This window comes from Nocardioides faecalis, from assembly GCF_018388425.1.
Classification (GTDB): domain Bacteria; phylum Actinomycetota; class Actinomycetes; order Propionibacteriales; family Nocardioidaceae; genus Nocardioides; species Nocardioides faecalis.
Window position 1 is genome coordinate 1,619,849 of sequence record NZ_CP074406.1, and the last position, 25,867, is coordinate 1,645,715.

The 25,867-nt window shown below is 74.1% G+C and carries 23 protein-coding genes and 1 pseudogene; 15 read left to right on the forward strand and 9 right to left on the reverse strand.

The features are described from left to right. The first annotated feature begins 42 nt into the window (after positions 1-42). The 3 genes from KG111_RS07420 to KG111_RS07430 all read left to right on the forward strand — a co-directional run bounded on the left by KG111_RS07420 (position 43) and on the right by KG111_RS07430 (position 3,119). The gene (locus tag KG111_RS07420) at positions 43-351 is read left to right on the forward strand and encodes a helix-turn-helix domain-containing protein (RefSeq protein WP_205291394.1); all 309 of its coding nucleotides are present in this window, start codon (positions 43-45) and stop codon (positions 349-351) included. A 139-nt stretch (positions 352-490) separates the two neighbouring features. Then, the gene (locus tag KG111_RS07425) at positions 491-1,942 is read left to right on the forward strand and encodes an MBOAT family O-acyltransferase (RefSeq protein ID WP_205291393.1); all 1,452 of its coding nucleotides are present in this window, start codon (positions 491-493) and stop codon (positions 1,940-1,942) included. Between the two features lie 10 nt (positions 1,943-1,952). Next, complete coding sequence (locus tag KG111_RS07430) at positions 1,953-3,119, forward strand: alginate O-acetyltransferase AlgX-related protein (RefSeq protein WP_205291392.1); 1,167 nt, start codon at positions 1,953-1,955, stop codon at positions 3,117-3,119. Positions 3,120-3,189: 70 nt separating this feature from the next. Here KG111_RS07430 and htpX read toward each other — a convergent pair whose 3' ends face one another. From htpX to KG111_RS07465, 7 genes and pseudogenes are all read right to left on the reverse strand, one after another. After that, positions 3,190-4,059: a zinc metalloprotease HtpX gene (gene htpX, locus KG111_RS07435; protein WP_205291391.1), complete on the reverse strand. Its 870-nt coding sequence runs from the start codon at positions 4,057-4,059 to the stop codon at positions 3,190-3,192. A gap of 55 nt (positions 4,060-4,114) precedes the next feature. Further along, positions 4,115-4,948 carry a DNA-formamidopyrimidine glycosylase family protein gene (locus KG111_RS07440; protein WP_205291390.1) on the reverse strand — a complete coding sequence of 278 codons (834 nt, stop codon included), beginning with the start codon at positions 4,946-4,948 and terminating at the stop codon, positions 4,115-4,117. 5 nt (positions 4,949-4,953) lie between these two features. Then, positions 4,954-9,648 (reverse strand): ATP-dependent helicase, encoded by a 4,695-nt coding sequence (locus KG111_RS07445; RefSeq protein ID WP_249666346.1) that lies wholly within the window; start codon positions 9,646-9,648, stop codon positions 4,954-4,956. Positions 9,649-9,720: 72 nt separating this feature from the next. Further along, on the reverse strand, positions 9,721-10,980 hold the full coding sequence (locus tag KG111_RS07450; protein ID WP_240195702.1) for an MFS transporter: 1,260 nt from the start codon (positions 10,978-10,980) through the stop codon (positions 9,721-9,723). Positions 10,981-11,223: 243 nt separating this feature from the next. Further along, complete coding sequence (locus KG111_RS07455) at positions 11,224-11,925, reverse strand: NUDIX hydrolase (RefSeq protein ID WP_205291388.1); 702 nt, start codon at positions 11,923-11,925, stop codon at positions 11,224-11,226. Continuing rightward, on the reverse strand, positions 11,922-12,593 hold the full coding sequence (locus KG111_RS07460) for an isochorismatase family protein (RefSeq protein ID WP_205291569.1): 672 nt from the start codon (positions 12,591-12,593) through the stop codon (positions 11,922-11,924). Before KG111_RS07460 ends, KG111_RS07455 begins: the two co-directional genes overlap by 4 nt. After that, positions 12,585-13,886: pseudogene (locus KG111_RS07465) on the reverse strand (nicotinate phosphoribosyltransferase); the annotation flags it as partial. The gene KG111_RS07460 and the pseudogene KG111_RS07465, both read right to left, overlap by 9 nt. A gap of 68 nt (positions 13,887-13,954) precedes the next feature. On the opposite strand from KG111_RS07465, the gene KG111_RS07470 reads away from it, so the two are divergent. From KG111_RS07470 to KG111_RS07525, 12 genes are all read left to right on the forward strand, one after another. Beyond that, entirely contained in the window at positions 13,955-15,460 is a 1,506-nt protein-coding gene (locus KG111_RS07470; RefSeq protein WP_205291387.1) for an N-6 DNA methylase, read from the forward strand. A gap of 89 nt (positions 15,461-15,549) precedes the next feature. Continuing rightward, positions 15,550-16,833: an allantoate amidohydrolase gene (locus KG111_RS07475; RefSeq protein ID WP_205291386.1), complete on the forward strand. Its 1,284-nt coding sequence runs from the start codon at positions 15,550-15,552 to the stop codon at positions 16,831-16,833. Then, the gene (locus KG111_RS07480) at positions 16,830-18,134 is read left to right on the forward strand and encodes a formimidoylglutamate deiminase (protein ID WP_205291385.1); all 1,305 of its coding nucleotides are present in this window, start codon (positions 16,830-16,832) and stop codon (positions 18,132-18,134) included. The genes KG111_RS07475 and KG111_RS07480 overlap by 4 nt, the downstream gene beginning before the upstream one ends. A gap of 72 nt (positions 18,135-18,206) precedes the next feature. Beyond that, a complete protein-coding gene (locus KG111_RS07485; RefSeq protein ID WP_205291384.1) occupies positions 18,207-18,437 on the forward strand; it encodes a hypothetical protein in 231 nt (76 codons plus the stop codon). Continuing rightward, positions 18,434-18,628, forward strand: coding sequence for a DUF3046 domain-containing protein (locus tag KG111_RS07490; protein ID WP_205291383.1), 195 nt, complete (start codon positions 18,434-18,436; stop codon positions 18,626-18,628). The genes KG111_RS07485 and KG111_RS07490 overlap by 4 nt, the downstream gene beginning before the upstream one ends. Further along, positions 18,625-19,986, forward strand: coding sequence for an MFS transporter (locus KG111_RS07495; RefSeq protein ID WP_249666347.1), 1,362 nt, complete (start codon positions 18,625-18,627; stop codon positions 19,984-19,986). The genes KG111_RS07490 and KG111_RS07495 overlap by 4 nt, the downstream gene beginning before the upstream one ends. 179 nt (positions 19,987-20,165) lie before the next feature. Then, complete coding sequence (recA, locus tag KG111_RS07500; RefSeq protein ID WP_205291382.1) at positions 20,166-21,209, forward strand: recombinase RecA; 1,044 nt, start codon at positions 20,166-20,168, stop codon at positions 21,207-21,209. Between the two features lie 5 nt (positions 21,210-21,214). After that, positions 21,215-21,745, forward strand: a complete 531-nt coding sequence (locus KG111_RS07505) for a regulatory protein RecX (protein ID WP_249666348.1) — start codon at positions 21,215-21,217, stop codon at positions 21,743-21,745. Next, positions 21,735-22,241 (forward strand): phosphoribosyltransferase, encoded by a 507-nt coding sequence (locus KG111_RS07510; RefSeq protein ID WP_205291381.1) that lies wholly within the window; start codon positions 21,735-21,737, stop codon positions 22,239-22,241. Before KG111_RS07505 ends, KG111_RS07510 begins: the two co-directional genes overlap by 11 nt. Before the next feature lie 2 nt (positions 22,242-22,243). Beyond that, positions 22,244-23,107 carry a PPK2 family polyphosphate kinase gene (locus KG111_RS07515; protein WP_205291380.1) on the forward strand — a complete coding sequence of 288 codons (864 nt, stop codon included), beginning with the start codon at positions 22,244-22,246 and terminating at the stop codon, positions 23,105-23,107. After that, positions 23,104-23,904 (forward strand): HipA family kinase, encoded by an 801-nt coding sequence (locus KG111_RS07520; protein WP_249666349.1) that lies wholly within the window; start codon positions 23,104-23,106, stop codon positions 23,902-23,904. The genes KG111_RS07515 and KG111_RS07520 overlap by 4 nt, the downstream gene beginning before the upstream one ends. Then, complete coding sequence (locus tag KG111_RS07525; protein ID WP_205291379.1) at positions 23,901-24,311, forward strand: DUF3037 domain-containing protein; 411 nt, start codon at positions 23,901-23,903, stop codon at positions 24,309-24,311. Before KG111_RS07520 ends, KG111_RS07525 begins: the two co-directional genes overlap by 4 nt. A gap of 27 nt (positions 24,312-24,338) precedes the next feature. Here the strand turns inward: KG111_RS07525 and KG111_RS07530 are convergent, their stop codons facing one another. Continuing rightward, on the reverse strand, positions 24,339-25,082 hold the full coding sequence (locus tag KG111_RS07530; RefSeq protein ID WP_205291378.1) for a sirohydrochlorin chelatase: 744 nt from the start codon (positions 25,080-25,082) through the stop codon (positions 24,339-24,341). Positions 25,083-25,101: 19 nt separating this feature from the next. After that, a complete protein-coding gene (locus KG111_RS07535) occupies positions 25,102-25,848 on the reverse strand; it encodes a phosphoadenylyl-sulfate reductase (RefSeq protein ID WP_205291377.1) in 747 nt (248 codons plus the stop codon). Between the last annotated feature and the right edge of the window lie 19 nt (positions 25,849-25,867).

The window sequence follows — 25,867 nt, forward strand, 5'->3', positions numbered from 1 at the left end:
TCGGTGGACTCGCCGCTGACCGCACGACGAGAGGAGATCGAGATGGTGCTCTTCCGCCGCTCACTCGGTGACATCCTGCGCAGCAGGCGCACCGAGCTCGGTCTCACCCTGCGCGAGGTCTCCGGCTCCGCCCGGGTCAGTCTCGGCTACATCTCGGAGATCGAGCGCGGCCAGAAGGAAGCCTCCTCGGAGCTGCTGTCCTCCCTGTGCGACGCGCTCGAGATGCCGCTGTCCGACGTGCTGCGCGAGGTCGCCGACGCGGTGGCCCTCGAGGAGGCCGCGCTGCTCGGCCCCGTGCCCACGCCGATCGCTCCGCGGCGCGCCGGCGAGGTCGTGGCCTCCGCCGCCTGACGCCCAGTCTCGGGCGCCCCGGCGGACGCTGGGTGAGCAGAGCGACCCGTCCGCAATGTGGCGTCGACGGCGTCCACCGGCGCACGTCTCCGGTACGGTGCTGACCGCCCGGGACAGGCGCGGGCGCTGAGGAGTCCCCTTGTCGTTCGCAGCACCCCTCTTCCTGTGGTACTTCCTGCCCGCAGTGCTGCTGGCCCACTGGATCCTTCCGGTCCGGTTCCGCAACGCGATCATCGCCGTCTTCTCGATCGCGTTCTACGCGGTCGGCGGCAAGGAGTTCGTGCTGCTCCTGCTGACGATGATGGTGGTCAACTACGCCGCCGGCCTGGCCATCGGCCGGGCGCGCGCCGCTGACCGCACCCGAGGGCTGACGTCACCGAAGGGGATCCTGGTCGCCACCGTCGCCGGCGACCTCGCGGTGCTCGCGATCTGGAAGTACCTCGGCTTCGCCAGCGTCGCGATCGACCAGCTCGGCCGTGCTCTCGGCGGCTCGGGCTCGCCCGTCATCGAGCTGGCGCTGCCGATCGGGATCAGCTTCTTCACCTTCCACCACCTCTCCTACGTCGTCGACGTCTACCGCGGGACCCGGACGCCGATGCGCAACCCGCTCACGTTCGCGACGTACATCGCGATGTTCCCCCAGCTCATCGCCGGACCGATCGTGCGCTACCACGAGATCGCCGACCAGCTGCGCAACCAGCACCACGACCGGTGGGGCGACTTCGTCGAGGGGTTCCCGCGGTTCGCCTGGGGGTTGTTCAAGAAGGTCGTCATCGCCGACTCCCTCGCCACCGTCGCCGACACCGCGTTCGCGACGAGCGACCCGACCTTCACCACCGCCTGGGTGGGCGCGCTGGCCTACACCGGCCAGATCTACTTCGACTTCTCCGGCTACTCCGACATGGCCATCGGCCTGGGCATGATGTTCGGCCTGCGGCTGCCCGAGAACTTCCGGCGCCCCTACTCCGCGGACTCGGTCACCGACTTCTGGCGGCGCTGGCACATGTCGCTGTCGCGCTGGTTCCGCGACTACCTCTACATCCCGCTCGGCGGGAACCGGGGCGGGCGGACCGCGACCTACCGCAACCTCAGCATCGTGTTCCTGGCGACCGGCCTGTGGCACGGCGCGGCCTGGACGTTCGTGCTGTGGGGGGCCTACCACGGCGCCCTGCTGATCTTCGAGCGCGCCACCGGCCTGGCGAAGGTGGAGGGCTACGTCGTGGTGCGCCGGGCCGTCACCTTCGTGCTCGTGGTGTTCGGATGGGTGCTCTTCCGCGCCGCCGACCTCGACGAGTTCACCAAGATGGCGGGCGCGATGCTCGTGCCCGACGGCCTGACGCTGCCCGCGCTGGGCCTGGCCCCGGAGCTGCTGACCAGCACGGCGCCGCACGAGTGGGTGCTGCTGGCCGTGGTGCCGATGCTCGTGCTGCTGCCGGGGACGTTCGTGATGGGCCGCGTCATCGACGGCCTCGACGGCACCTCCCCGCGCCGGCAGCTGACGGCCCGCCTGGTGGCGCTGTGCTCCTCGCCGTACGCCGCCCTGGCGGCCGTGGCCGGCGGTTTCAGTCCCTTCCTCTACTTCCAGTTCTGACGGGGTGCTCATGCGGTTGTACCGAGCGGTGGCCGGAGTCGTCGCGCTGCTCTTCGTCTTCGGTCCGCTGCTGGCGCTGGCCTCGGGCGTGCGCCCGACCGCGTTCGAGAACAGGCCGCTGGCCGCGGCCCCCGACCCCGCGGCCGGCTGGCGGGCGCTCGACGCGCTGGCGCCGTGGGCCTCCGACCACCTTCCGGGACGTGAGCAGGCCGTGCGTGCGCAGGCGTGGGTGGACTACCACGTCCTGCGCACCCTGCCGCGCACCGTGCGGGGCGGGCCCACCGGTGACGGAGCGGGACCCTCGACCCCCACGGTGCTGCGCGGCTCCGACGGCGTCCTCTATCTCGGCGAGGAGTTCGACAAGGCCTGCGCCGACCGCGGCCGGTTCCGGGCCGGCCTCAAGCGGCTCGCACGCACCGCACGCCTGATCGAGAGCTCCGGGCGGCGCGTGGTGTTCTTCGTCGGTCCCAACAAGTCCGCGGTCGACGCCGCCCACCTGCCCCGGTTCCTGCCCTCGGCGGAGTGCACGCGCCAGGCGCTCGCCGAGCAGAACCGGGTCCTCGACACGTTCGAGGACCCGCGGTACCTCTCCGTGCGCCGCGAGCTCGCCGACCTCGCCGCTGCGGGGGAGCAGCCCTACTGGCGCACCGACACGCACTGGAGCACCGTCGGGTCCGCGGTCCTCGCCGAGCGTCTCGCCGAACGGCTCTCGCCGCGGCTCGCCTCGCGGCTCACCCTCGTCAAGGGCACCCGGGCCAGGACCGGCGACCTCACGCTGCTCGCCGGGCTCGACTTCGAGGAGCGCTCCCCGACCGCCGATGTCGCCACCGGCGCGCAGGTCCGGGAGGCGCCGGGCAGCGAGGCGTTCGACGAGACCAAGTCGGTGTACGGCGAGCACCGCTGGACGAGTGTGCCGCGCACCGGTCTGGTCCGCGGGCGCACCACCATCGTCGGCGACTCGTTCGTCTACTTCGGCCTCGGCAACCTGCGCCCGCTGTTCGCCACCGGCGAGTTCCTCTGGGTCGGGCGACCGGCGACCGTGCCGCAGATCATCGAGCGCATCCTCGCCTCCGACACCGTCGTGCTGGAGACGGTGCAGCGGGCGCTCACCACCTCCGTGCTCGGGGAGCGCAGCTTCCACCGGCAGCTGAAGCGGGCGCTGGCCGCCGAGAAGTGAGGGCAGCGGGCGACGGATGCGCCCGCTGCCCTCAGCGGTTCTCGATCAGCGGCTGGTCAGCGGCTGTTGATCAGCGGCCGGCCATCGCCTGGAGCCGGGCGATGCGGTCGCCCATCGGCGGGTGCGTGGAGAACATCCGCTGCACGTCCGCGGCGCGGAACGGGTTGGCGATCATCATGTGGCTGGCGTTCTGCAGCTGCGGGGTCGGCGCCAGCGGAGCGCGGGCCGTGCCCTGCTCCAGCTTCGCCAGCGCGGAGGCCAGCGCCAGCGGGTCACCGGTGAGCCGGGCGCCGTCCTCGTCGGCGTCGTACTCGCGGGTGCGGCTGATCGCCATCTGGATGATGCCGGCCGCGAACGGCGCGAGGAGCGCGGTGCCGATCATCACCAGCGGGTTGGGGCGGTTCTCGCTGTTGCCGCCGAAGATCGACGTGAACGCCAGGAACTGCGCCACCGAGCTGATCACGCCGGCGAGTGCCGCGGCGACCGAGCCGGTGAGGATGTCGCGGTTGTAGACGTGCATCAGCTCGTGGCCGAGCACCCCGCGCAGCTCCCGCTCATCGAGCAGGCCGAGGATCCCCTCGGTGCAGCAGACGGCGGCGTTCTGCGGGTTGCGGCCGGTGGCGAACGCGTTGGGCGCTTGGGTGGGGGAGACGTAGAGCCGAGGCATCGGCTGGTTCGCGCGCTGCGACAGCTCGCGCACGATCCGGTACATCGCCGGCTGCTGGGCCTCGCTGACCGGGTAGGCACGCATCGCCTTGATGGCGAGCTTGTCGGAGTTCCAGTAGCCGTACGCGGTCGTGGCGACGCCGATGAGGGCGAAGATCCAGATGAACGCGGCGCTGCCGGTGGCACCCGCGATCAGCCCTCCGACGGCGAGCAGCAGCGCGAAGATCGCGCCGAACAGACCTGCGGTCTTCAGTCCGTTGTGGTGGCGGTGCATGTCAGGTAAACGAAATTTGACCGCAGTCTCGTTCCCGCCGTGGGAGAGATCGCCGTCACGAAACGCCCCGGACCCCCTCGACGGAGGCCGCCGGCGCCTGGGGCTGGCAGTGCGGGCACCAGTACGTCGTCCGCTCCCGGCCCGGCTCGCCCACCTGGCCCGCGACGATGATCGTGCCGCAGCGCAGGCACGCGTCGCGCTGACGCCGGTAGACCCACACCGGGCTGCGACGGTCCCCGGTCGTCACCGGGCGACCGGCGCGCAACGCCGCCTGCAGCATCCGGCGGGTCCGGGCGAGGTAGCGCGCCGGGTCCCGCAGCGCGGAGACCGGCGCCAGCGGGCAGGTGCCGTCGACGAAGCAGGACTCGGCCAGCCAGATGGTGCCGATGCCCGCCACCACCCGCTGGTCCAACAGCGCCTCGCCGAGCACCCGGTCCGGGTCGGCGGTGAGCCGGGCCAGCGCCTCCGCCGCGTCGTCGGCGCTCCACGCCCCGAGCAGGTCGGGGCCGAGGTGGCCGAGCACGTCCTGCTCCTCGGCGGTGGGGAAGAGCTCGACCAGGCCCAGGCGCAGGCCCACGGCGACCGCCTTCGCGCTGCGCAGCACCACGCGGGCATCCGCGGCCGGTCCCGGCGCCCGGGCACCGGCCGGGGCGGTGCGCCAGCTGCCCTCCATCTTCAGGTGCGTGTGCAGCGTCAGCTCCTGCCCGTCCGCCGTGCGCAGCCGGGTGAGCAGGTGCTTGCCGTGGGTGTCGGTGCGCAGCACCTCCGCACCGCGCAGGTCGGTGGCGGCCAGCTGCGGCACCCGGAAGTCGGTCGCGGTCAGCACGCTGCCGCGCAGCGCCCGGTCGAGCCGGTCCGCGGTGCGTCGTACGGCGTCGCCCTCGGGCACCTGGCTCAGCTCCTGATCCGCAGGCCGCGGGGGGTGGCCACGAACCCGGCCCCGGCCAGCGCGTCCCGCAGCGCCGATCCGCTGCCCAGCAGCGCGGTGCCGTCGGCCTTCTCCACGGTGAGCTGGCCCAGGCCGCCGTGCCGCACGGTGGCCGAGAGCGCCTCCGCGGCGGGGGCGAGCACCTCGGGGTCCTCGCTCCAGGTGAGCAGGGTCCGCCCACCACGCTCGACGTAGAGCACCAGCTCACCGTCCACGAGCACCACGATCGCGCCCGCCTTGCGGCCCGGCCGGTGCCCGGCGGCGCCGGTCTGCTCCCCGTCCACGCCGTCGTCGGCGGCGCTGGGCCAGGGCAGGGCGGCGCCGTACGGGTTGACGGGGTCGGTGGCCGCGACCGCGATCGCTGTGTGCTTCGCACCGTCGGTCGCGGCCCCGTCGGTCGTGGCGCCGGCGGGCGCGAAGCTGCGCAGCCGGTCCACGGCGCCCGGCGTGCCGAACTGCGCGGCACCGAGACCCTCCACGAAGTAGCCGCGCCGGCAACGCCCGGACTCCTCGAAGGCGCTGAGCACCCGGTACACGGCAGCGAAGCCGCCGGGCAGGCGCTCGTTGACGACCGCACCGCGGGTCACCACCCCGTGCCGCTCCAACAGCTGCTCGGCCGCGGCGTGGGCGCGCCGCGTCGGGTCGGCGTCGATCGCCGGCAGCAGCGACCACCGGCCCACGGTCGTCGGCGGCCCGGTGCGCGCGACACGGCCCGGACGGGCCGGGGCACGGCGGCTGCGGTGCGCGGCGCGTCCCGAGCGGGTCAGCGCCCGCAGCGGGGCCAGCGTGTCGTTGGTGAGGTGACCGCTCCACACCAGCGCCCACAGCGCCGCCGCCAACGCGTCGTCCGAGGGCAGCTCGGGCCTCGGCGCGCCGCCCGTGCCGCCCGTGCCGCCTGTGCCGCCTGTGCCGTCGGGGGCGTCGGTGCTGCCGGGGGCGTCGGGGTTGTCGGGGGCGCGCTCGGCCAGGATCGAACGGACCACCTGGTCGGCGACCTGACGGAAGAACCAGGCGCCGCCGCCGGCGAGGACGTCCAGCACCCGCTGCTGCAGCGGGTCGGTCACCGGGCCCGGCACCGGCAGGGTCAGCGGCGCCTGGTCGGCCAGGTGCAACGAGACCCAGCCGTCGGATCCGGGCAGCGTGCCGTGCCCGGCCCACACGACCTCGCCGGTCGCGGTCAGCTCGTCCAGGTAGGCGGGCTCGTAGTCGCGCACCCGCGCGCCCAGCACGAGCGGCTCCAGCGCACTGGCCGGCACCGCGGCCCCGGCCAGCTGCTCGACCGCCCGCAGCACACCGTCCAGGCCGCGCATCCGGCTGGTCGTGCCGATGCCGTGCCAGGCGGCGGTGAACCGGGCCAGCGCGGCCGGCTCGACCGGCTCGATCTCGTGTCGCAGCCGGGCCAGGGAGCGGCGGCGCAGCCGGCGCAGCACCTCGGCGTCGCACCACTCCTCACCCGCCCCGACCGGCCGGAACTCGCCGCTGAGCACCCGACCCTGCGCCTCGAGCCGCTGCAGGGTGTGGCGCACCACCGCGACGCCCAGCCCGAGCCGGGTGGCGACCTCCTCGGGCAGGAACGGTCCGTGGGTGCGGGCGTAGCGGCCGACCAGGTCGGCCAGCGGGTCGTCCACCGGCTCGGTGAACGCCGCCGGGGTGCCCGGGGGCACGGGCACGCCGAGACCGTCGCGCAGCCGGGCCACGTCCTCCACCGCCGCCCAGGCGTCCCCGAAGCCCATCCGCACCGCCACCACGCGCCGCGCACCGACGAGGTCCTCCAGCCACGCACCGACCGGGGCGTCGTCCCGGCCGCGGGCAGTGATCTCCTCGACGGTCAGCGGGCCGAGCAGCCGCAGCAGGTCGGCCAGGCCCTCGGCGTCGCGCACCCGCCGATCCGGCAGCGTGCGTTGCAGCTCCGCCTCGACCTCGACCAGCACGTCGGGGTCGAGCAGCTCGCGCAGCTCGGCGCGGCCCAGCAGCTCGGCGAGCAGGCCCTGGTCCAAGGTGAGCGCCGCGGCGCGGCGCTCGGCCAACGGCGAGTCGCCCTCGTAGACGAACTGCGCGACGTAGCCGAACATCAGCGTCCGCGCGTACGGCGAGGGCTGCGCGGTCTCCACCTCGGTGACCGCGACCTCGCGGCGCTCCACCCGGCGCAGCAGGTCGGTCAGGCCGGGCAGGTCGTAGACGTCGTTGAGCACCTCGCGCACCGTCTCCAGCACGATCGGGAACGACGGGTAGCGCGAGGCCACCTCCAGCAGCGCCGCGGCCCGCTGACGCTGCTGCCACAGCGGGGAGCGCCGGCCGGGGTCGCGCCGCGGCAGCAGCAGCGCCCGGGCGGCGCACTCACGGAAGCGGGCGGCGAAGAGCGCCGAGCCGCCGACCTCGCGGGTGACCAGGTCGGCGATCTCGTCGGGCTCGAACACGACGAGGTCGGCGCCGGGCGGCTCCGCGTCGGTGTCGGGGATGGTGATCACGATGCCGTCGTCGGAGGCCAGCGCCTGGCCCTCGATCCCGAACCGCTCGCGCAGCCGGGCGTTGATGGCCAGCGCCCAGGGCGCGTGCACCGCGGTGCCGTACGGCGAGTGCACCGCCAGGCGCCAGTCGCCCAGCTCGTCGCGGAAGCGCTCCACGAGCACGGTGGTGTCGCTGGGCACCGCCTGGGTGGCCTCCACCTGCTCGCGCAGGTAGGTGACCAGGTTGCCGGCCGCGTTGTCGTCCAGCCCGACCTCACGGGCGGCGCGGATCGCCTCGGCGTCCGGCTGGGCCGCCAGCTCGCGGGTGAACGCACCGATCGCGGCGCCGAGCTCCGGCGGGCGGCCAGCGGTGTCGCCCTTCCAGAACGGCAGCCGGCCCGGGACGCCGGGCGCGGGGGTGACGATCACCCGGTCGTGGGTGATGTCCTCGATGCGCCAGCTGGTGGCGCCCAGGGCGAACACGTCGCCGACCCGGGACTCGTAGACCATCTCCTCGTCGAGCTCGCCGACCCGGCGACCGGTGCCCTCACCGGCGAGGAACACGCCGTACAGGCCGCGGTCGGGGATGGTGCCGCCGCTGGTGACGGCGAGGCGCTGGGCACCGGGTCGGCCACTGATCCGCCCGGTCAGCCGGTCCCAGGTGATCCGCGGGCGCAGCTCGGCGAACTCGTCCGAGGGGTAGCGGCCCGCCAGCAGGTCCAGGACGGCGTCGTAGGCGGAGCGGGGCAGGCCGGTGTACGGCGCGCTGCGTCGTACGAGTGCGAAGAGCTCGTCGACGTCCCACTCCTGCACGGCGGTCGCGGCCACCACGTGCTGGGCGAGCACGTCGAGCGGGTTGGCCGGGATCCGCAGCGCCTCGATGCCGCCGGTGCGCATCCGCGCCACCGTGACGGCGGCCGGGGCCAGGTCGCCGCGGTGCTGGGGGAAGAAGACGCCGCGTGAGGTCTCGCCGACCTGGTGGCCGGCGCGGCCGACTCGCTGCAGCGCGCTGGCCACGCTGGGCGGGGAGGCGATCTGCAGCACCAGGTCCACCGCCCCCATGTCGATGCCGAGCTCCAGGCTGCTGGTGGCCACCACCGCGGGCAGCCGGCCGGCCTTGAGGTCGTCCTCGACCTGGGCACGCTGCTCCTTGGACACCGAGCCGTGGTGCGTGCGGGCCAGCAGCGCCGGCGCCCCGGCTGCGGCACCCGACTGCGCCATCACCTGCGCGGGCGGTGCGACGTCGTCGGCGCTGGTCTCCGCGGCGATCTCGTTGAGGCGTGCGGTGAGCCGCTCGGCAGTGCGGCGGCCGTTGGTGAACACGATGGTGGAGCGGTGCTCGCGGATCAGCTCGGCGACCCGCTGCTCGACGTGCGGCCAGATGCTGGCCCGCTGCGGCGGCGCGGTGGGGTCCGCAGGCTCGTCGCCGTCGCGGGTGGCGAGCGCGGTCATGTCCTCGACCGGGACCTCCACGCGCAGCTCCCACTCCTTGTGCGCGGGCGGCGCGACGATCTCGACGGGCGCCGCGCCGCCGAGGAACCGGGCCACCTCCTCGGTGGGCCGCACGGTGGCCGACAGGCCGATCCGCTGCGCGGGGCGGGGGAGCAGGTCGTCGAGGCGCTCCAGGCTGAGCGCGAGGTGCGCACCCCGCTTCGTGCCGGCCACCGCGTGCACCTCGTCGAGGATGACCGTCTCCACCCCGCGCAGGGTCTCGCGGGCCTGGCTGGTCAGGATCAGGAACAGCGACTCGGGGGTGGTGATCAGCACGTCCGGCGGCCGGGTGGCCAGCCTCCGGCGCTCCGCCGGTGCGGTGTCGCCGGAGCGGGTGCCCACGGTGACCTCGGGCGGCTCGGGGATGCCGAGGCGGGCCGCGGTCTGCCGGATCCCGATCAGCGGCGCCCGCAGGTTGCGCTCCACGTCGACGGCGAGCGCCTTGAGCGGCGAGATGTACAGCACCCGGGTCCGGCGCAGCCGGTCCTCGGGCGGCGGTGTGCTCAGCAGCCGGTCGATGCCGGCCAGGAACGCGCTCAGCGTCTTGCCGGACCCGGTGGGCGCCACCACGAGGGTGTTGCGTCCCTTGCCGATCGCCTCCCACGCGCCGGCCTGGGCCGCCGTCGGCTCGGCGAACGCGGCCCGGAACCAGGCCCGCGTCGGCTCGCTGAACGCGCCCAGCGGGTCGTCGGCCGGGGTGCGGGACCCCTCGGAGGTGGACACCTCACCATCTTTGCGCACGGTGCCGACAGCCCCGCCGGGTGAGGAGCCCGATGAGGAGACGGGTGCGCGGGGTCAGCGGGGGACGGGCTCGGGGTCCAGCACGCCGTTGACCGCCGGGCTCACGAGCCGCTCCAGCACGAGCGCGGTCGCGGCGATCACCGCGCAGCCGAGGACCATCAGGGCGACGTACCCGGCGGCGAGGTGGTGCTGGAGCAGGAACCCCGCGACGATCGGGCCCGCGATCGCGCCGCCCTGGAAGGCGGCGGCGTTGATCGCGTTGTACCGACCGCGGGTGTGGTCGGCGGCGAGGTCGTTGTTCATCGCCGGCACGGTGGGCTGCATCATCGTCTCGCCGATGCCGAAGACCAGCATGAACCCGAGCAGCCCGGCCACCGCGAACGCGCTGCTGTCGACCAGGCCGGCGGCGCCGAGCAGCAGCCAGGCCAGCACCCAGGTCGCGGACATCACCAGCATCACCCGGGTGCGCCGTCGGCCGCGGATCCGGGAGAGCACGGTGAACTGCAGCAGCACGATCACCGCGGTGTTCACCGCGAACGCCGCGCCGATCGCACCGGTCGAGACCTCCGCGGCCTGCCGGGAGAAGCCGGGCACCCCGGCCTCGAGCTGGCCGTAGCCGACGAAGGTGACCACGAACGTCAGCGCGGTCAGCCAGCGCACCTCGCGCCGGCGCAGGATGTGCAGGTAGCCCTCCCGCGGCGCGGGCCCGGCACCGTCGGCGTGCTGCGCCCGGCCGTGCACGTGGCGCAGCGGGAACAGCAGCAGCGCCATCGGGATCAGCTGGGAGACCGCGTCGGCGAGGTAGATGCCGGTGAACGTCGCCGGGCGGTCCACGTCGACGACGAGTCCGCCGACGACCCCGCCGACACCGATGCCCAGGTTGACCAGGGCGAAGTTGACCCCGAAGTACTGCTGGCGGACCTCGCCGGTGACCACCGCCGCGATGAGGGCGTTGAACGCCGGCCAGGAGATCCCGAAGTTCAAACCGATCAGCACCAGGGCGAACGCCGCCGCCCCCGGGGTTGTCGCCACCGCCAGCACCGAGTGCCCGACGATCGCGCACGAGATGCCCGCCAGCAGCACCACACGGGCGCCGTACCGGTCGGTGAGGATCCCCGCCGGTGCCGTCACCAGCAGGCCCGTGACCGCGATCAGGGCCATCAGGCTTCCGGACAGGCCGAGGTCGAAGCCACGGACCTCGTGCAGGTAGATCAGCGTGAACGGCAGGGTCAGCCCGCGGCCCAGCGTCTGCATCGCGACGGTGGACAACAGCCACCGGCCCTCGGTGGGCAGGGACGCCCAGAAGGAGCGCATCGAGATCACAGGGCCACCTGTGCGTCGTACGACGTCCGCCAGGTCGGCCCTGGTCCGTGCTGTGCCATGCGGGCGAGGTTAGGGCGCGCCGCCGACCGACGACCAACCGTTATCCCGGCGTGGCCGGGCCGTGACCGGGCGTGCGTGGCAACCGGCCTTGTAACTACGAGTTATGGCTACTACCAGGGTGGTAGAGCACCCGGGCAGTAGCCATAACTCGTAGTTACAAGGCCGCTCGAGCCCTCAGCCGCGCACCATCGGCGGCTGCACGAGCTTCGCCGGACCGCGCCGGTAGAGCAACGCGCGGCGGCCGCCGGCCTCGGTGGCCTCGCCGCGGGCGTTGGTGGGGATGACGAACCCGGCGGTGCCGAGGACCTTGCGGCGGAAATTGCCGAGGTCCGGGGGAGCGCCCCAGACGGCGGCGTAGACGCGGCGCAGCTCGGGCAGCGTGAACGGCTCGGAGACGAACTCGGTGGCCAGGGTCGTGTACTCCAGCTTCGCCCGCACCCGCTCCCGGGCGTCGAGCAGGATCTGGTGGTGGTCGAACGCCAGCTCCGGTGCGTCGGCGGCGGCGTCGAGCAGGTCGTCGACCACCCACCAGCGGGCGTCGGCGGCGTCGGTGCCGGCCTGCGGCTCGGGCAGGTCGGGCGCGAGCGCCACGTGCGCCACCGACACCACCCGCATCCGGGGGTCGCGGTCGGGGGCGGAGTAGGTGCGCAGCTGCTCGAGGTGGCCGTCGAACTGCGCCACCCCGGTCTCCTCGCGCAGCTCGCGCCAGGCCGCCTGCTCGGCGTCCTCGTCGGGCTCCACGAAGCCGCCGGGCAGCGCCCAGGACCCGGCGAACGGCTCCTCCCCGCGCTCCACGAGCAGCACCGACAGCGCGCCGTCGCGGATGGTGAAGATCGCCAGGTCGACGGCGACCGCGAACGGAGGGTGCTCGCTCATGCCTCCACCTCCGCCACGTCCACGCCGGCCTGCGCCAGCTCGGCCAGTGCGGCCTCCGACGACTCCTTGGCCACGCCGGCGTGCAGGCCGGGCAGCAGCCGGACGAACAGCCCGGCGCGGGCGGCGTCCAGCGCGGTGGCCCGCACGCAGTAGTCGGTGGCGATGCCGGCGACCTCCACCTCGCGCACGCCGGCCTCGCTCAGCACGTCGAGGAGCCGCGCCCCGTCCTCGGTGACGCCCTCGAAGGCCGAGTACGCCGGCTCACCCATCCCCTTCACGACGTGGTGGGTGACCGCGTCGGTGACCAGCTCGGGTGCGTACTCCGAGCCCTCGTGGCCCTGCACGCAGTGCACCGGCCAGGTCTGCACGAAGTCGGGCTCCTCGCCGGGGGCGTGGAAGTGCCCGCCGTTGGTGCCCTCGCCGAGGTGCCAGTCGCGCGAGGCGGCGATGACGGCGTACTCGTCGGCGTGCGCGGCCAGGTGCTCGCTGATCCGGCGGGCGACGTCGCGACCGCCCTCCACGCCGAGCGAGCCGCCCTCGACGAAGTCGTTCTGCACGTCGACGACGAGGAGCGCCTTGCTCGGGGTGGGTGGCGTCCCGGTCTCGGTGGCGGTCTCGGCGCCGACCTCGGTGCCGGATGCGGGGTTCGGGGTCTGCGGAGCGGTCATGACGGTGTCCTGTCTCTCGGTGGTCGTCAGGTAGGCGGCGCCGGCGGCGACGCTGCGCGCCTCGCGCGGCAGGGCGGCCAGCGCGGCGGCGGCGAAGGCGCGGACCTCGGTGAGGCTGGGGTCGTGCACGGTGCGGCCCTCGCGCACCAGCGGCACCTGGGCCGGTACGGCGCCCACAGGGGAGGGTTCGTCGCTGCGGGTGAAGAACTCGGCCACCAGCTGCCCGTCGTCGTACGTGCGCCAGGGGTGCTTGCGCCCGCCGGTGGAGGCCTTGTCCTTGGACTTCTTCGCCACCGGTCGCAGCGGTGCGCCGACGTCGTCGGCGATAGCCACCAGCTTGTAGACCATGCTCGCGGTGGGGTGCCCCGAGCCGGTGGCGACGCGGGTGCCCACGCCGTAGCCGTCGATCGGGGCGTCGGCCAGCGCGGCGATCACGTACTCGTCGAGGTCGCTGGTCACCACGATCCGGGTCCCGTGCGCGCCGAGGGAGTCGAGCAGCGCCCGCGCCTTGTAGGCCTCCTCGGCCAGGTCGCCCGAGTCGATCCGGATCGCGCCGAGGTCGGTGCCGGCGACCTCGATCGCGGTCCGGATGCCCTCGGCGATGTCGTAGGTGTCGACGAGCAGGGTGGTGCCCACACCGAGCGCCTCGACCTGGCTGCGGAAGGCGTCGGCCTCGCTGGCGTGGGCCAACGTGAAGGCGTGCGCGGCCGTGCCCGCGGTCGGGACCCCGAACAGGCGGCCGGCGGCGAGGTTGCTCGAGGTGGCGAACCCGGCGACGTAGGCGGCGCGCGCCGTGGCGACCGCCGCCTGCTCGTGGGTACGACGCCCGCCCATCTCGATGATCGGGCGGCCCTGTGCGGCGTCGACCATCCGGGCCGCGGCGCTGGCGATGGCGGTGTCGTGGTTGAGGATGCTCAGCACGAGCGTCTCCAGCACCACGCACTCGCCGAGGGTGCCGCGCACGGTGAAGACCGGGCTGCCGGGGAAGTACAGGTCGCCCTCGCGGTAGCCGTCGATGTCGCCGGAGAACCGGAACGTCGCCAGCCACGCCGCGGTCTCGGTGCCGATCACGCCCTCGGCGAGCAGCCAGTCGATCTCCTCGGCGGAGAACGTGAACGACTCGATGGCCGCCAGCAGCCGGCCCTGGCCGGCGAGCATGCCGTAACGCCGGCCCTCGGGCAGGCGGCGGGCGAACGCCTCGAACACGGCCGGGCGCGCGGCGCTGCCGTCGCGGACGAACGAGTCCAGCATGGTGAGCTCGTAGCGGTCGGTGAGCAGTCCCGTGCGGTCCATGTCGGCTCCTCGATGTTGTAGTCATGATGACTATAACAGGCGGTGGTGGAATGCCCTAGCCTCGCACCGTGCCGAAAGCCCGTGTCGATCTCGCGTCCGGGCAGGAGCCGACCAGCGCGGAGGGCGACGCTCTCGCCTACGAGCGCCGCCTCGGTGCGGAGCTGGCCGAGCAGCGCCGCCGCAGCGGTGCGTTCTACACCCCCGAGACGCTCGTGGCGTGGGTGCTGGACCGCGCCCTGCCGGAGCAGCCCGGGGAGCGGGTGCGGGTCCTCGACCCGGCCTGCGGCACCGGCCACTTCCTCGTCGCCGCGGCCAGGCGCCTCGGCGTGCGCGCGGTGCACGGCTCCGACCTGGACCCGGAGGCGGTGCGCCTGGCCCGCGCCCGGCTGCAGGAGCTGGAGCCCGACCTGCCCGCCACCGAGATCGAGCGCCGCGTCGTCGTCGCCGACGGCCTCCTCGCCTGGAGCGGCGAGCGGTTCGACGCCGTGGTCGGCAACCCGCCGTTCCTGGGCCAGCTGCGGCGTCGTACCGGGGGACAGGCGGAGAGCCACCGCCGCGGCCTGGGCGCCTACACCGACACCAGCGCGGTCTTCCTGCACCGCTGCCTGGACCTGGTCCGCGACGGCGGTGTGGTCGCCCTCGTGCAACCGCTGTCCGTGCTCGCCACCCGCGACGCCGGACCCGTGCGCGCCGCGGTCGCCGAGCGCGGCGGCCTCGTCGACTTCTGGTGCTCCCCGACGCCGGTCTTCGAGGGCACCGGGGTGCTGACCTGCGTGCCCGTGGTCCGCGTGGGCGAGGCCGGCCCGGGAGCCCGGCACGTCGACGCCGACGACTGGGGCACCCTCGCCGCACCGGCCTTCGGCATCCCGCAGGTCACCCTCGCCACCGCGACCGGACCCCTCGCCACCCTGGGGGACCTGGCGACCTGCACCGCCGACTTCCGCGACCAGTACTACGGCCTCGTCCCCTTCGTTCGCGACGACCCGCACGGCACCCCGCTGGTCACCACCGGCCTCATCGACCCCGCCGAGTCGCGCTGGGGCCAGGTGCCCACCCGCTTCGCGCGCACGTCGTACGACGCCCCGTCGGTCGACCTCGCCGCGCTGCGCGCCGGCGGGGCGCTCGCCGGGTGGGCGCAGGCGCGGCTGGTGCCCAAGCTGCTGGTGGCCGGGCAGGGCCGGGTCATCGAGGCCATCGCCGACGAGGCCGGCGCCTGGCTGCCGTCGGTGCCGGTGGTCAGCGTGGTGCCGCACACCGCGGACGACCTGTGGCGGCTGCTCGCCCTGACCCTCGCGCCGCCGCTCGTCGCGCACGCCGCCGCGCGCTACCTGGGCACCGGGCTGGCGCCGGGCTCGGTGAAGGTCAGCGCCCGCCAGCTCGCGGCGCTGCCGTTGCCCGCCGACCAGGCTGCCTGGGAGGTCGCGGCCGGCCACGCCCGCGACGCCCAGCACGCCGGCAGCGCCGGGGAGCGGGCCCGGCACCTGCGGGCGACCGGCGCGGCGATGACGCGCGCCTACGGGGCCGGCGAGGACGTGCTCGAGTGGTGGTGCGCGCGAGTGCCTCGCCGGTCCTAGGCGCTGCCTCGCCCGGATGTCGAGCCCGTGTCGAGCGGTCGACCGAGCGTCGAGCCGTGCCGTCGTGCTCGGCATGGCACGCTCGGTGCATGCCGGGCTTCGAGGAGATGTGGCGTGAGGTGAGCGCGATCGGGCGTTCCGCACGCACCGGCGGCTACGACCGCACGCCGTGGAGCAGCGCCGAGCTCGAGCTGCGGGCGTGGTTCCGGCGGGCGGCGCAGGTGCGTGGCCTTCGCCTCGCCGAGGACGGCTTCGGCAACCTGGCCGCCTGGTGGGACCCGCCCGATCCCGCCGACACCGGTGCCGACGCCGGTGCCGACGCCGGTGCCGACGCCGTGCTGACCGGCTCCCACCTCGACTCCGTCCCCGACGGTGGCGCCTTCGACGGCGCGCTCGGCATCGTGGCCGGCTTCGGCGCGATCGACCTGCTGCACGAGCGTGGGGTGCGGCCGACGCGGCGGATCGGGGTCGCGGCGTTCGCCGAGAAGGAGGGCTCCCGGTTCGGCCTGGCCTGCCTGGGCTCCGGCCTGGCCACCGGCGCCGTGGACTGGAGCACGGCCCGTGCGCTGCGCGACGCGGCCGGCGTCCGGCTCGGCGACCTGGTGCCCGGCCCCGACGCCGCGAGCCCCGATGCTGCGAGCCCCGATGCAGCGAGAGCCGAGGTCGGACTGCTCGCCGGCGTGGGCACCTTCCTGGAGCTGCACGTCGAGCAGGGCCGCGCCCTGGCCGAGCGCGACGCCGCGATCGGCGTGGCCCGCGGTACCTGGCCGCACGGACGCTGGCGCTACGACTTCACCGGCCGCGCCGACCACGCCGGCACCGCTCGGATGGAGGACCGCGCCGACCCGATGCTCGGCTACGCGATGACCGCGCTGGCCGCGAACAAGCAGGCCCGGCTCTCCGGCCAGCGCGCCACCTTCGGGTGCGTCGAGGTCCACCCCGGCGCGAGCGACATCGTGCCGTCGCTGGTGCGCGGCTGGCTCGACGCCCGCGCCGAGTCCGAGGAAGCCCTGGCGCTGCTCGTCGCCGCGATCGAGAAGCAGGCCGCCCAGCGGGCCGGGCGCGACGGCACCGCCGTGCAGGTCAGCGTCGAGTCCCGCACGGCCGCGGTCTCCTTCGAGCCCGGACTGCGCGACGCGCTCGCCAGCCGGCTCGTCGCGCCGGTGCTCGACGCCCAGGCCGGCCATGACGCCGGTGTGCTGCAGGCCGCCGGCACACGGGCGGCCATGCTGTTCGTGCGCAACCCGACCGGCGTCTCCCACGTTCCGGCCGAGACGGCGAGCACCGCCGACTGCCTGGCCGGGGTCGCCGCCCTGGCCACCGCGCTCGACCTGACCACCGCCCTCGACCTGGCCGCGGGCGGCGAGCGATGACGGCGCCGGCGACGTCGTACCTGCTCGAGCGGGCGTGGGTCGACGGCGCCGTGCACGACGACGTGCTCGTCGAGGTCGCCGACGGCCGGTTCCGCTCCGTGACCCTTCTGAGCGGGGCCGACGCACCAGCGCAGGCCAACGGCAGCACCCGGCTGCCCGGCCTCACCCTGCCCGGCGCCGCGAACACGCACAGCCACGCCTTCCACCGGGCGCTGCGCGGCCGGGGCGGCGGCACCGGGCGCCGGCGTGAGCAGGTGTACGACGTCGCGGCCCGTCTCGACCCCGACTCCTGCTACCCGCTGGCGCGGGCCACCTACGCCGAGATGCTCGCCGCCGGCTACACCGGCGTGGGGGAGTTCCACTACCTGCACCACCAGCTCGACGGGCGGCCCTACGCCGACCCGAACGCGATGGGCCACGCCCTGATCGCCGCGGCGCGCGACGCCGGCATCCGGATCACGCTGCTCGACGCCCTCTACCTGTCCGCCGGGTTCGGTGCGCCCCCGCAGGGGGTGCAGTGCCGGTTCGCCGACGGCAGCGCCGAGACCTGGCAGGAGCGGGTCGCGGCCCTGGTCACCGAGCTGAGCGGGGAGCCCGATGTCCGGCTCGGCGTCGCCGCACACTCCGTGCGGGCCGTGCCCGCCGACGCCCTGGAGGAGCTGCAACCGTTCCTGGTCAACGGCATCCCCCTGCACGTGCACCTCTCGGCGAGCCCGCGCGAGAACGAGGAGTGCCGCGCGGTGTACGGCCTCAGCCCCACGGAGCTGCTCGCCGAGCACGACCTGCTGGGCGCCACGACCACCGCCGTGCACGCCACCCACCTCGACGCCGAGGACATCGCCCTGCTCGGTGCGACGCGCACCGGCATCGCGCTGTGCCCGACCACCGAGCATGACCTCGGCGAGGCCATCGGTCCCGCCCGGGCACTGTCCGAGGCCGGCGCCACGCTCACCCTGGGCTCGGGCAGCCACGCCGTCATCGACCCGTTCGCCCAGATGCGCGCCCTGGAGCGGGCGGCGCGGCCCGCAGAGCTGCTGGCCGCGGCCACCGCGCACGGTCACGCCGCTCTCGGGGTGCCCGACGCCGGGGCGCTCACCGTCGGGGAGCGCGCCGACCTGGTCACCCTCGCCCTCGACTCCCCGCGCACCGTCAGGACGGGCCGTGACGAGCAGGCCGCGGTGCTCGCCGCCGCCGCTGCCGACGTCACCCACGTCGTCGTCGACGGCCGGGTGGTCTTCGACGGCGACCACACCGCCGTGGAACACGACGCGGCCGCCGCCGTCGACGCCCTGTGGCGCTGAGGCTGCAGGGCATCGACGGAGGTTGACCGGATCTCGCTTGCCGCGACCCGCGACGGCCGCCAGGATCGACCTATGACCGCAGCACAGGTGCCCCCCACCCCGGACACCAAGGACTGGACCTGGGTGCTCGCGCGCCCCTGCCCGGACTGCGGGTTCGCCGCCGAGGAGGTCGACCGCACCCACATCGGCGAGCTGCTGCGCCTCGACGCCGCCGCCTGGACCACCGACCTCGCCGACCCCCGCGCCCGGGGACCGCGGCCGTGGACAGCGCCGTGGATGCGGCCATGGATGATGGGCGCGTGAGGCACACCGAGTTCTGGTCGCGGATGGAGGACCACCTGGGCGAGGGCTACGCCCGGGTGTGGGCGAGCCAGCACGTGATGGGCGCCCTCGGCTCGCGCACCGCGCAGGAGGCCCTCGACGCCGGCGTGTCGCCCAAGGAGGTCTGGCGCGCGGTGTGGCAGGCGCTCGAGCTGCCTGCGAGCGAGCGGTGAGCCTGCCGGGCGCCGAGACGCCCGGCGCAGCCGAGCACACCGGCGTCGGGGTGCCGACCGGTCCCGGGCCGGCCGAGGTCGACCGGGTGCAGCGGCGCACCGTGCGGGTGCTGGTGCTGACCCAGGCGGTGGGCGCCGTGGGCATCACGATCGGCATCGCCACCGCCTCCCTGCTGGCGCGCGACCTGTCCGGCTCCGAGGCGCTGTCCGGTCTCGCGCAGACCGCGCAGGTGCTGGGCGCCGCGGTGATCTCGTTCCTGCTCGCCCCGCTGATGGCCCGCCGGGGACGCCGTACCGGACTGGCCACGGGCTACCTCACCGCCGCCGCCGGGGGACTGCTCGCCGTCCTCGCCGGGGTGCTCGGCTCGATGCCGCTGCTGCTGGTCGGCGCCGTGCTGCTCGGCGCCGGCACCTCGGCCAACAACGCCGCCCGCTACGCCGCCACCGACCTGGCCACCGACGCCACCCGCGCCCGTTCGCTGTCGCTGGTGGTCTGGGCGACCACCATCGGCGCCGTGGCCGGACCGAACCTGAGCGGCCCCTCGGGTGCGTTCGCCGACCTGGTCGGCATCCCCGAGCTCACCGGGCCCTTCGCGCTCGGTGCCCTCGGCCTGCTGCTCGCCGCGCTCGTCGTGGGGGTGCTGCTGCGCCCCGACCCGCTGCTGCTGGCCCAGGCGGCGCAGCGGGCCCACACCGAGACTCCGGGCGCCGGTGCCGCTGCAGGCGCGTCCGGTCGGCGCACCTCGTCGGCCGCGCGCGCCCGGCGTGCGATCCGCGAGAACCCCGTCCTCGGCTACGCCATCGCCGCCCTGGCGCTGGCCCACGCCACCATGATCGGCGTGATGGTGATGACGCCGCTGCACATGGAGCACGGCGGTGCCGGCCTGAAGCTGATCGGCGTGGTGATCAGCGTGCACGTCCTGGGCATGTTCGCCTTCTCGCCGCTGGTCGGGCTGCTGGCCGACCGGATCGGTCGCGCCCCCGTGCTCGGCGCCGGGGGAGTCGCCCTGCTGCTCGCGCTGGTGCTGTGTGCCGCGGCGCCCTCGGGCATGTCGTGGCAGGTCACCGCCGGCCTCTTCATGCTCGGGCTCGGCTGGTCGCTGGTGATGGTCTCCGCCTCCACCCTGGTCGCCGAGCACGCCCCGCTCGCGGTGCGCACCGACGTGCAGGGCGCCTCCGACCTCCTCATGGGGCTCGCCGCGGCAGCCACCGGGGCGCTCGCCGGGCTGGTCGTCGACGTGGCCGGCTACCCCACGCTCGCCCTGCTCAGCCTGGCCCTGGTGGCCGGCGTGCTCGGGGCGGCGCTGCGCGCCGGCGCGACCCAGGGACCCCAGGAGCCGACACGCCGCACCGCGTGATGCGCTTCGAACACGTGTTCGGCTAGGTTTGTCCGTACTGGACGCCGGTGCCGCCGACTGTCCACAGGTACGACGTACCGACGGGTCCTCCACATCACGACGCGGCTTCGCAGGCTGTGTCGGGACCCCGCCGTAGCGTCGCCGATGTACCGACCCCACCCCGACACGAAGGACACGACATGGCTGGCGACGACCGGATGAAGGCGCTCGACACGGCGCTCCTCTCCATCGAGAAGCAGTACGGCAAGGGCTCGGTGATGCGCCTGGGCGACGAGACCCGCGCGCCCCTGGAGGTGATCCCGACCGGTGCGATCGCCCTCGACGTCGCCCTCGGCATCGGCGGCCTTCCGCGTGGCCGGGTGGTGGAGGTCTACGGCCCCGAGTCCAGTGGTAAGACCACCGTCGCGCTCCACGCCGTGGCCAACGCGCAGGCCGCCGGCGGCATCGTGGCCTTCATCGACGCCGAGCACGCCCTCGACCCGGAGTACGCCAAGGCGCTGGGGGTGGACACCGACGCGCTGCTGGTCTCCCAGCCCGACTCCGGTGAGCAGGCCCTCGAGATCGCCGACATGCTGATCCGCTCCGGCGCGCTCGACCTGATCGTCATCGACTCCGTGGCCGCGCTCGTGCCCCGCGCCGAGATCGAGGGCGAGATGGGCGACAGCCACGTCGGCCTCCAGGCACGCCTGATGAGCCAGGCGCTGCGAAAGATGACCGGTGCGCTGAACAACTCCGGCACGACCGCCATCTTCATCAACCAGCTGCGCGAGAAGATCGGCGTGATGTTCGGCTCGCCCGAGACCACCACCGGTGGCCGGGCGCTGAAGTTCTACTCCTCGGTGCGCCTCGACGTGCGCCGGATCGAGACCCTCAAGGACGGCACCGACATGGTCGGCAACCGGACCCGGGTCAAGGTCGTCAAGAACAAGGTCGCCCCGCCGTTCAAGCAGGCCGAGTTCGACATCATGTACGGCAAGGGCATCAGCCGCGAGGGCGGCCTGATCGACGTCGGCGTCGAGGCGGGCCTCGTCCGCAAGGCCGGCGCCTGGTACACCTACGAGGGCGACCAGCTCGGCCAGGGCAAGGAGAACGCCCGCAAGTTCCTCAAGGACAACCCCGACCTGGCCAACGAGCTGGAGAAGCGGATCCTCGAGAAGCTCGGCGTGACCCCGACGCTGGAGGACGACCTGTCCGACGAGCCGATCGGCGTCGACTCCTTCTGAGGGCCGTGAGGAACGCACCGGAGCCACCTGACGACGACGGCGGCTGGAACGAGGACGCCGACCCGGAGTCGGTGGCACGCAAGATCCTGCTCGACCAGCTGAGCATGAAGGCGCGCAGCCGGCGCGAGCTCGAGGACCGGCTGGCCAAGCGGAACGTGCCGCAGGAGGTCGCGGCCCGGCTGCTCGACCGGTTCGAGGAGGTCGGTCTCGTCGACGACGAGGCCTTCGCCCGAGCCTGGGTCGACAGCCGGCAGCGCACCCGCGGCCTGGCCCGTCCCGCGCTCGCGGTCGAGCTGCGCCGCAAGGGGATCGCCGAGGAGACCGCCCGCGAGGTGCTGGCCGAGGTGGATCCCGCCGACGAGGAGGAGGCGGCGCGGCTGCTGATCCGCAAGAAGCTGCGCAGCATGCGCGGCCTGGACGAGCAGGTCGCGGCCCGGCGGCTGGTGGGCATGCTGGCACGCAAGGGCTACTCCGCTGGACTGGCGTACGGCGTGGTCCGTCAGGAGCTAGGTGCAGAATGGGCTCGTGACGACTGAGAAGGCCACCGAACGCGAGATCCTGACCTACGAGCTGTTCGGCACGGCGGTGCGGGACCTCGCCCAGCAGGTCGTCGACGACGGCTTCGAGCCGGACATCGTGCTGGCGATCGCGCGCGGCGGTCTCGGGCTGGCCATGGGGCTGGGCTACGCGCTGGACGTGAAGAACCTCTCCGCGGTCAACGTGGAGTTCTACACCGGGGTGAACCAGCGTCTCGACGTGCCGATGATGCTGCCGCCCACGCCGGCCGCCATCGACCTGACCGGGATGAAGGTGCTGATCGCCGACGACGTGGCCGACACCGGCAAGACGCTCGAGGTCGTCCACGACTTCTTCGCCGGCCACGTCGCCGAGACCCGCACCGCGGTGATCTACGAGAAGCCGTGGACGGTCATCCGTCCCGACTACGTGTGGCGGCGCACCGAGGGTTGGATCGACTTCCCGTGGTCCTCCACCCCACCGCTGGTCGACCGCCGCGGCGGCAAGGCGCACTGATCATGACCGCCCGCGTCGACACTGCCGAGGTCGCAGCAGCGCTGCGACTCGCACCGGGACCCGTCCGACTCGCGGACCTGGCCACCGACACCACTCCCGGATTCGACGGCTCCAAGGAAGACGGCAGGAAGGCACTGGCCGACCTCGGCGGTCCGCTCGCGGACCGGCAGGAGCGGCTCTTCGCCGAGGGCATCTCCGGCGGGCAGCGCTCGATCCTGCTCGTGCTCCAGGGCATGGACACCTCCGGCAAGGGCGGCACACTGCGCTCCACCGTCGGCCTCGTCGACCCCCAGGGCCTACGGATCACCTCGTTCAAGGCACCGACCGCCGAGGAGCGCAAGCACGACTTCCTGTGGCGCGTCGCCAACGCGCTGCCGTCGGTCGGCCTGATCGGCGTCTTCGACCGCTCCCACTACGAGGACGTGCTCATCGCCCGGGTCCGCAAGCTGGCCGACGAGGCCGAGATCGAGCGCCGCTACGAGGCGATCAACGCGTTCGAGGCCGAGCAGGCCGCCAGCGGCACCACGATCATCAAGTGCATGCTGCACATCAGCCCCGAGAAGCAGCGCGAGCGGCTGTTCAAGCGCCTGGACAACCCCGAGAAGCACTGGAAGTACAACCCCGCAGACCTCGACGAGCGGGCCCTGTGGCCGGCCTACCATGAGGCCTACGAGATCGCGCTGGAGCGCACCAGCACCGAGGCGGTGCCCTGGCACGTCGTGCCGGCGGACCGGAAGTGGTACCGCAACCTCGCCGTCGGGGCGCTGCTGCACGACGCCCTGGTCCGGCTGGACCCGCAGTGGCCGGTCGCGGTCTTCGACGTGGCCACCGAGCGGCAGCGGCTGGTCGAGGAGCGGCCACTGTGAGTGGGCTGCCCACCGTCCGGGTCACCCGCTACGTCACCCCGCTGCGCGAGGGCGGCAGCCTGCCCGGGCTCGTCGAGGCCGAGGACCTCGGCACCTACGTGTGCAAGTTCCGCGGCGCCGGCCAGGGGCTGCGGGTGCTGGTCGCCGAGGTCATCGTCGCCGGGCTCGCCCGGTTGCTCGACATCCCCACCCCCGACCAGGTCGTCCTCGACGTGGACCCCGACCTCGCCCGCTACGAGGCCGACGAGGAGGTGCAGGACCTGATCAACGCGAGCGCCGGGCTCAACCTCGGCATCGACTTCCTGCCCGGCTCCTTCGGGCACGACCCGGGCGCCGACCTCGACCGCGACCTGGCCGGCCGCATCCTGTGGCTGGACGCGTTCACCGCCAACGTCGACCGCAGCTGGCGCAACCCCAACCTGCTCTCCTGGCGCGGGACGCTGTACGCCATCGACCACGGCGCCTCGCTGTACTTCCACCACTCGTGGCCCGGCGGGCCCGGGGACCCCGCTCGTTTCGCCCGGCAGCCGTACGACGCCTCCGAGCACGTCCTGGGGGAGTACGCCGACCGTGCCCGCGCCCAGGACGCCGCACTGGCGAGCATCCTGGACGACGAGGCCCTCACCGCCGTGCTGGCGGACGTCCCCGACGCCTGGCTGGACCCGGTGCCCGGCGCCGAGGACCCGGCGGCGCTGCGCGAGCGGTACCTCGCCTTCCTCGTCGCGCGTCGCGACAGCGACGGGGGCACCCGGCCGTGGCTGCCGGAGACGGCGCGGGCGGGGGAGTCGACGCGATGAGCCCCTACCAGTACGTCACCCTGCGCTGCGTGCCCCGCGTGGAGCGCGAGGAGTTCGTCAACGTCGGGGTGGTGCTCTACTGCCCCGAGCAGGACTTCCTCGGTGCACGCACCCATGTCGACGAGGCGCGCGTGCGCGCACTGCACGCCGAGGTCGACGTCGACGCGGTCCGGGCGGCGCTCGCCGCGGCCGAGCGGGTGTGCCGCGGCGAGGCACACCATGGCTTCGGCATCGGCGTGCGCGCCACGTCGTACGGCGTGCGCGAGGCCCGCGACGACAACAGCACCCGCTTCGGCTTCCTCAAGGCGCCGCGCAGCACCGTCGTCCAGCCGGGCCCGGTGCACGGCGGGGTCAGCGACGACCCGGCTGCGACCCTGGAACACCTGCTGGGCTGCCTGGTGCTCTGAGTCCTCCCGTGCACAGACCGGGAGGGCTCAGACCGGGACGAGCTCGACGGCGCCGACGGCGTAGCGGGCGAGGATGGTGCGGGCGATCTCCGGGTGCGCCCCCAGGGGCTCGGAGACGACGATGGCCCCGGCCTCGAGCGCGAGCTCGGTGGCCCGGTCCACCAGGTTCCCCGGCGCCAGGAACAACGATGCGACGGCGATGTGACGGCGACCCTCGGCGCGGAACGCGCGCACGGCCTCGCCGGTCGCCGGCGGTGCGCTGGCGGCATAGGCGGCGGTGACGGGGAGCCGGTGGTGGGCGCCCCACAACCGGGCGAGCCGGGCGACGGCCTGGTTGGCGAGCGGGTCGGAGGAGCCGGCCGAGGCCAGCACCAGGGCGTCGAGCTCGCGCACCCGGGCGTCGCGGAGCGCGGCGCGCAGCCGCTCGTCGAGCACCTCGAGGAAGCGCGGCTCCAGGCCGAGCACCTCGGTGGCGCGGATCTTCAGTCCCTCGTGCCGTGCGGTGGCCTCGGCGATCGCGGCGGGCACGTCGACGCGGGCGTGGAACGCCTCGACCAGCAGCAGCGGGACGACGACGATCTCCTCGTACCCGGCCTTGACCAGACGGTCGACGACCGTGTGGAAGCTCGGCTTGGCCAGGTCCAGGAACGCGCGCTCGATGCGCAGGTCGGGACGCAGCCGCTTGGCCTCGTCGACCAGGGCGGTGATGGTGGCCGCGGACCGCGGGTCGCGGCTGCCGTGGGCAAGGGCGATGAGTGCTGGCGCCGTCATCGGGGAGCTCCCTTCCGGTTCATGAGTGGATTCCGCACTCGGTCTTGTTCGTGCCGGCCCAGCGTCCGCTGCGCGGGTCCTCGCCGGGGGCGACCCGGCGCGTGCAGGGAGCGCACCCGATCGACGGGTAGCCGTCGTAGACCAGGGGGTTGACCAGGACGCCGTTCTCGGCGATGTAGCGGTCCACCTGCTCGTCGCTCCATCGCGCGATGGGGGAGACCTTGACCTTCTGCTTCTTGGCGTCCCAGCCGATGACCGGGGCGATCACCCGGTTGTGGGTCTCGGCACGCCGCAGCCCGGTGGCCCAGGCGTCGTACCGGGCGAGGCCGTCGGCGAGCGGCTTGACCTTGCGCAGGGCGCAGCACAGGTCGGGGTCCCGCTTGTACAGCTCGGGGCCGTGCTCGGCGTCCTGATCGGCCACGGTCTGCACCGGGCTGATCGTGATCAGGTTGACGTCCATGGTGGCGGCGACGGCGTCGCGGGTGCCGATCGTCTCCACGAAGTGGTAGCCGGTGTCGAGGAAGACCACGTCGACGCCGGGCACGACCTTCTGGGCGAGGTGGGCCAGCACCGCGTCCCCCATGGAGGAGGTGATGCAGAACCGCTCGCCGAAGGTGGCGGCAGCCCACTCGATGATCACCTCGGCCGGGGCGAGCTCGAGCTCAGCGCCCCAGTGCGAGACGAGGTCGCGCAGCTCCTCGGGGGTGCGGCCCTCGGTGCTGATGCCGCGCGAGCTGCGGGCGCGGGCGGTGGCGGGAGCACTCATGAGGCACCTCCTCGGAGGT

Bases quoted from the DNA above. Each gene is read 5' to 3' on its own strand.
- KG111_RS07460 (WP_205291569.1), bottom strand. From the start codon at position 12,593: ATGACCGCTCCGCAGACCCCGAACCCCGCATCCGGCACCGAGGTCGGC.
- recA (WP_205291382.1), top strand. From the start codon at position 20,166: ATGGCTGGCGACGACCGGATGAAGGCGCTCGACACGGCGCTCCTCTCC.
- KG111_RS07485 (WP_205291384.1), top strand. From the start codon at position 18,207: ATGACCGCAGCACAGGTGCCCCCCACCCCGGACACCAAGGACTGGACC.
- KG111_RS07530 (WP_205291378.1), bottom strand. From the start codon at position 25,082: ATGACGGCGCCAGCACTCATCGCCCTTGCCCACGGCAGCCGCGACCCG.
- KG111_RS07450 (WP_240195702.1), bottom strand. From the start codon at position 10,980: ATGCGCTCCTTCTGGGCGTCCCTGCCCACCGAGGGCCGGTGGCTGTTG.
- KG111_RS07455 (WP_205291388.1), bottom strand. From the start codon at position 11,925: ATGAGCGAGCACCCTCCGTTCGCGGTCGCCGTCGACCTGGCGATCTTC.
- KG111_RS07430 (WP_205291392.1), top strand. From the start codon at position 1,953: ATGCGGTTGTACCGAGCGGTGGCCGGAGTCGTCGCGCTGCTCTTCGTC.
- KG111_RS07535 (WP_205291377.1), bottom strand. From the start codon at position 25,848: ATGAGTGCTCCCGCCACCGCCCGCGCCCGCAGCTCGCGCGGCATCAGC.
- KG111_RS07420 (WP_205291394.1), top strand. From the start codon at position 43: ATGGTGCTCTTCCGCCGCTCACTCGGTGACATCCTGCGCAGCAGGCGC.
- KG111_RS07475 (WP_205291386.1), top strand. From the start codon at position 15,550: ATGCCGGGCTTCGAGGAGATGTGGCGTGAGGTGAGCGCGATCGGGCGT.
- KG111_RS07480 (WP_205291385.1), top strand. From the start codon at position 16,830: ATGACGGCGCCGGCGACGTCGTACCTGCTCGAGCGGGCGTGGGTCGAC.
- KG111_RS07515 (WP_205291380.1), top strand. From the start codon at position 22,244: ATGACCGCCCGCGTCGACACTGCCGAGGTCGCAGCAGCGCTGCGACTC.
- htpX (WP_205291391.1), bottom strand. From the start codon at position 4,059: ATGCACCGCCACCACAACGGACTGAAGACCGCAGGTCTGTTCGGCGCG.
- KG111_RS07525 (WP_205291379.1), top strand. From the start codon at position 23,901: ATGAGCCCCTACCAGTACGTCACCCTGCGCTGCGTGCCCCGCGTGGAG.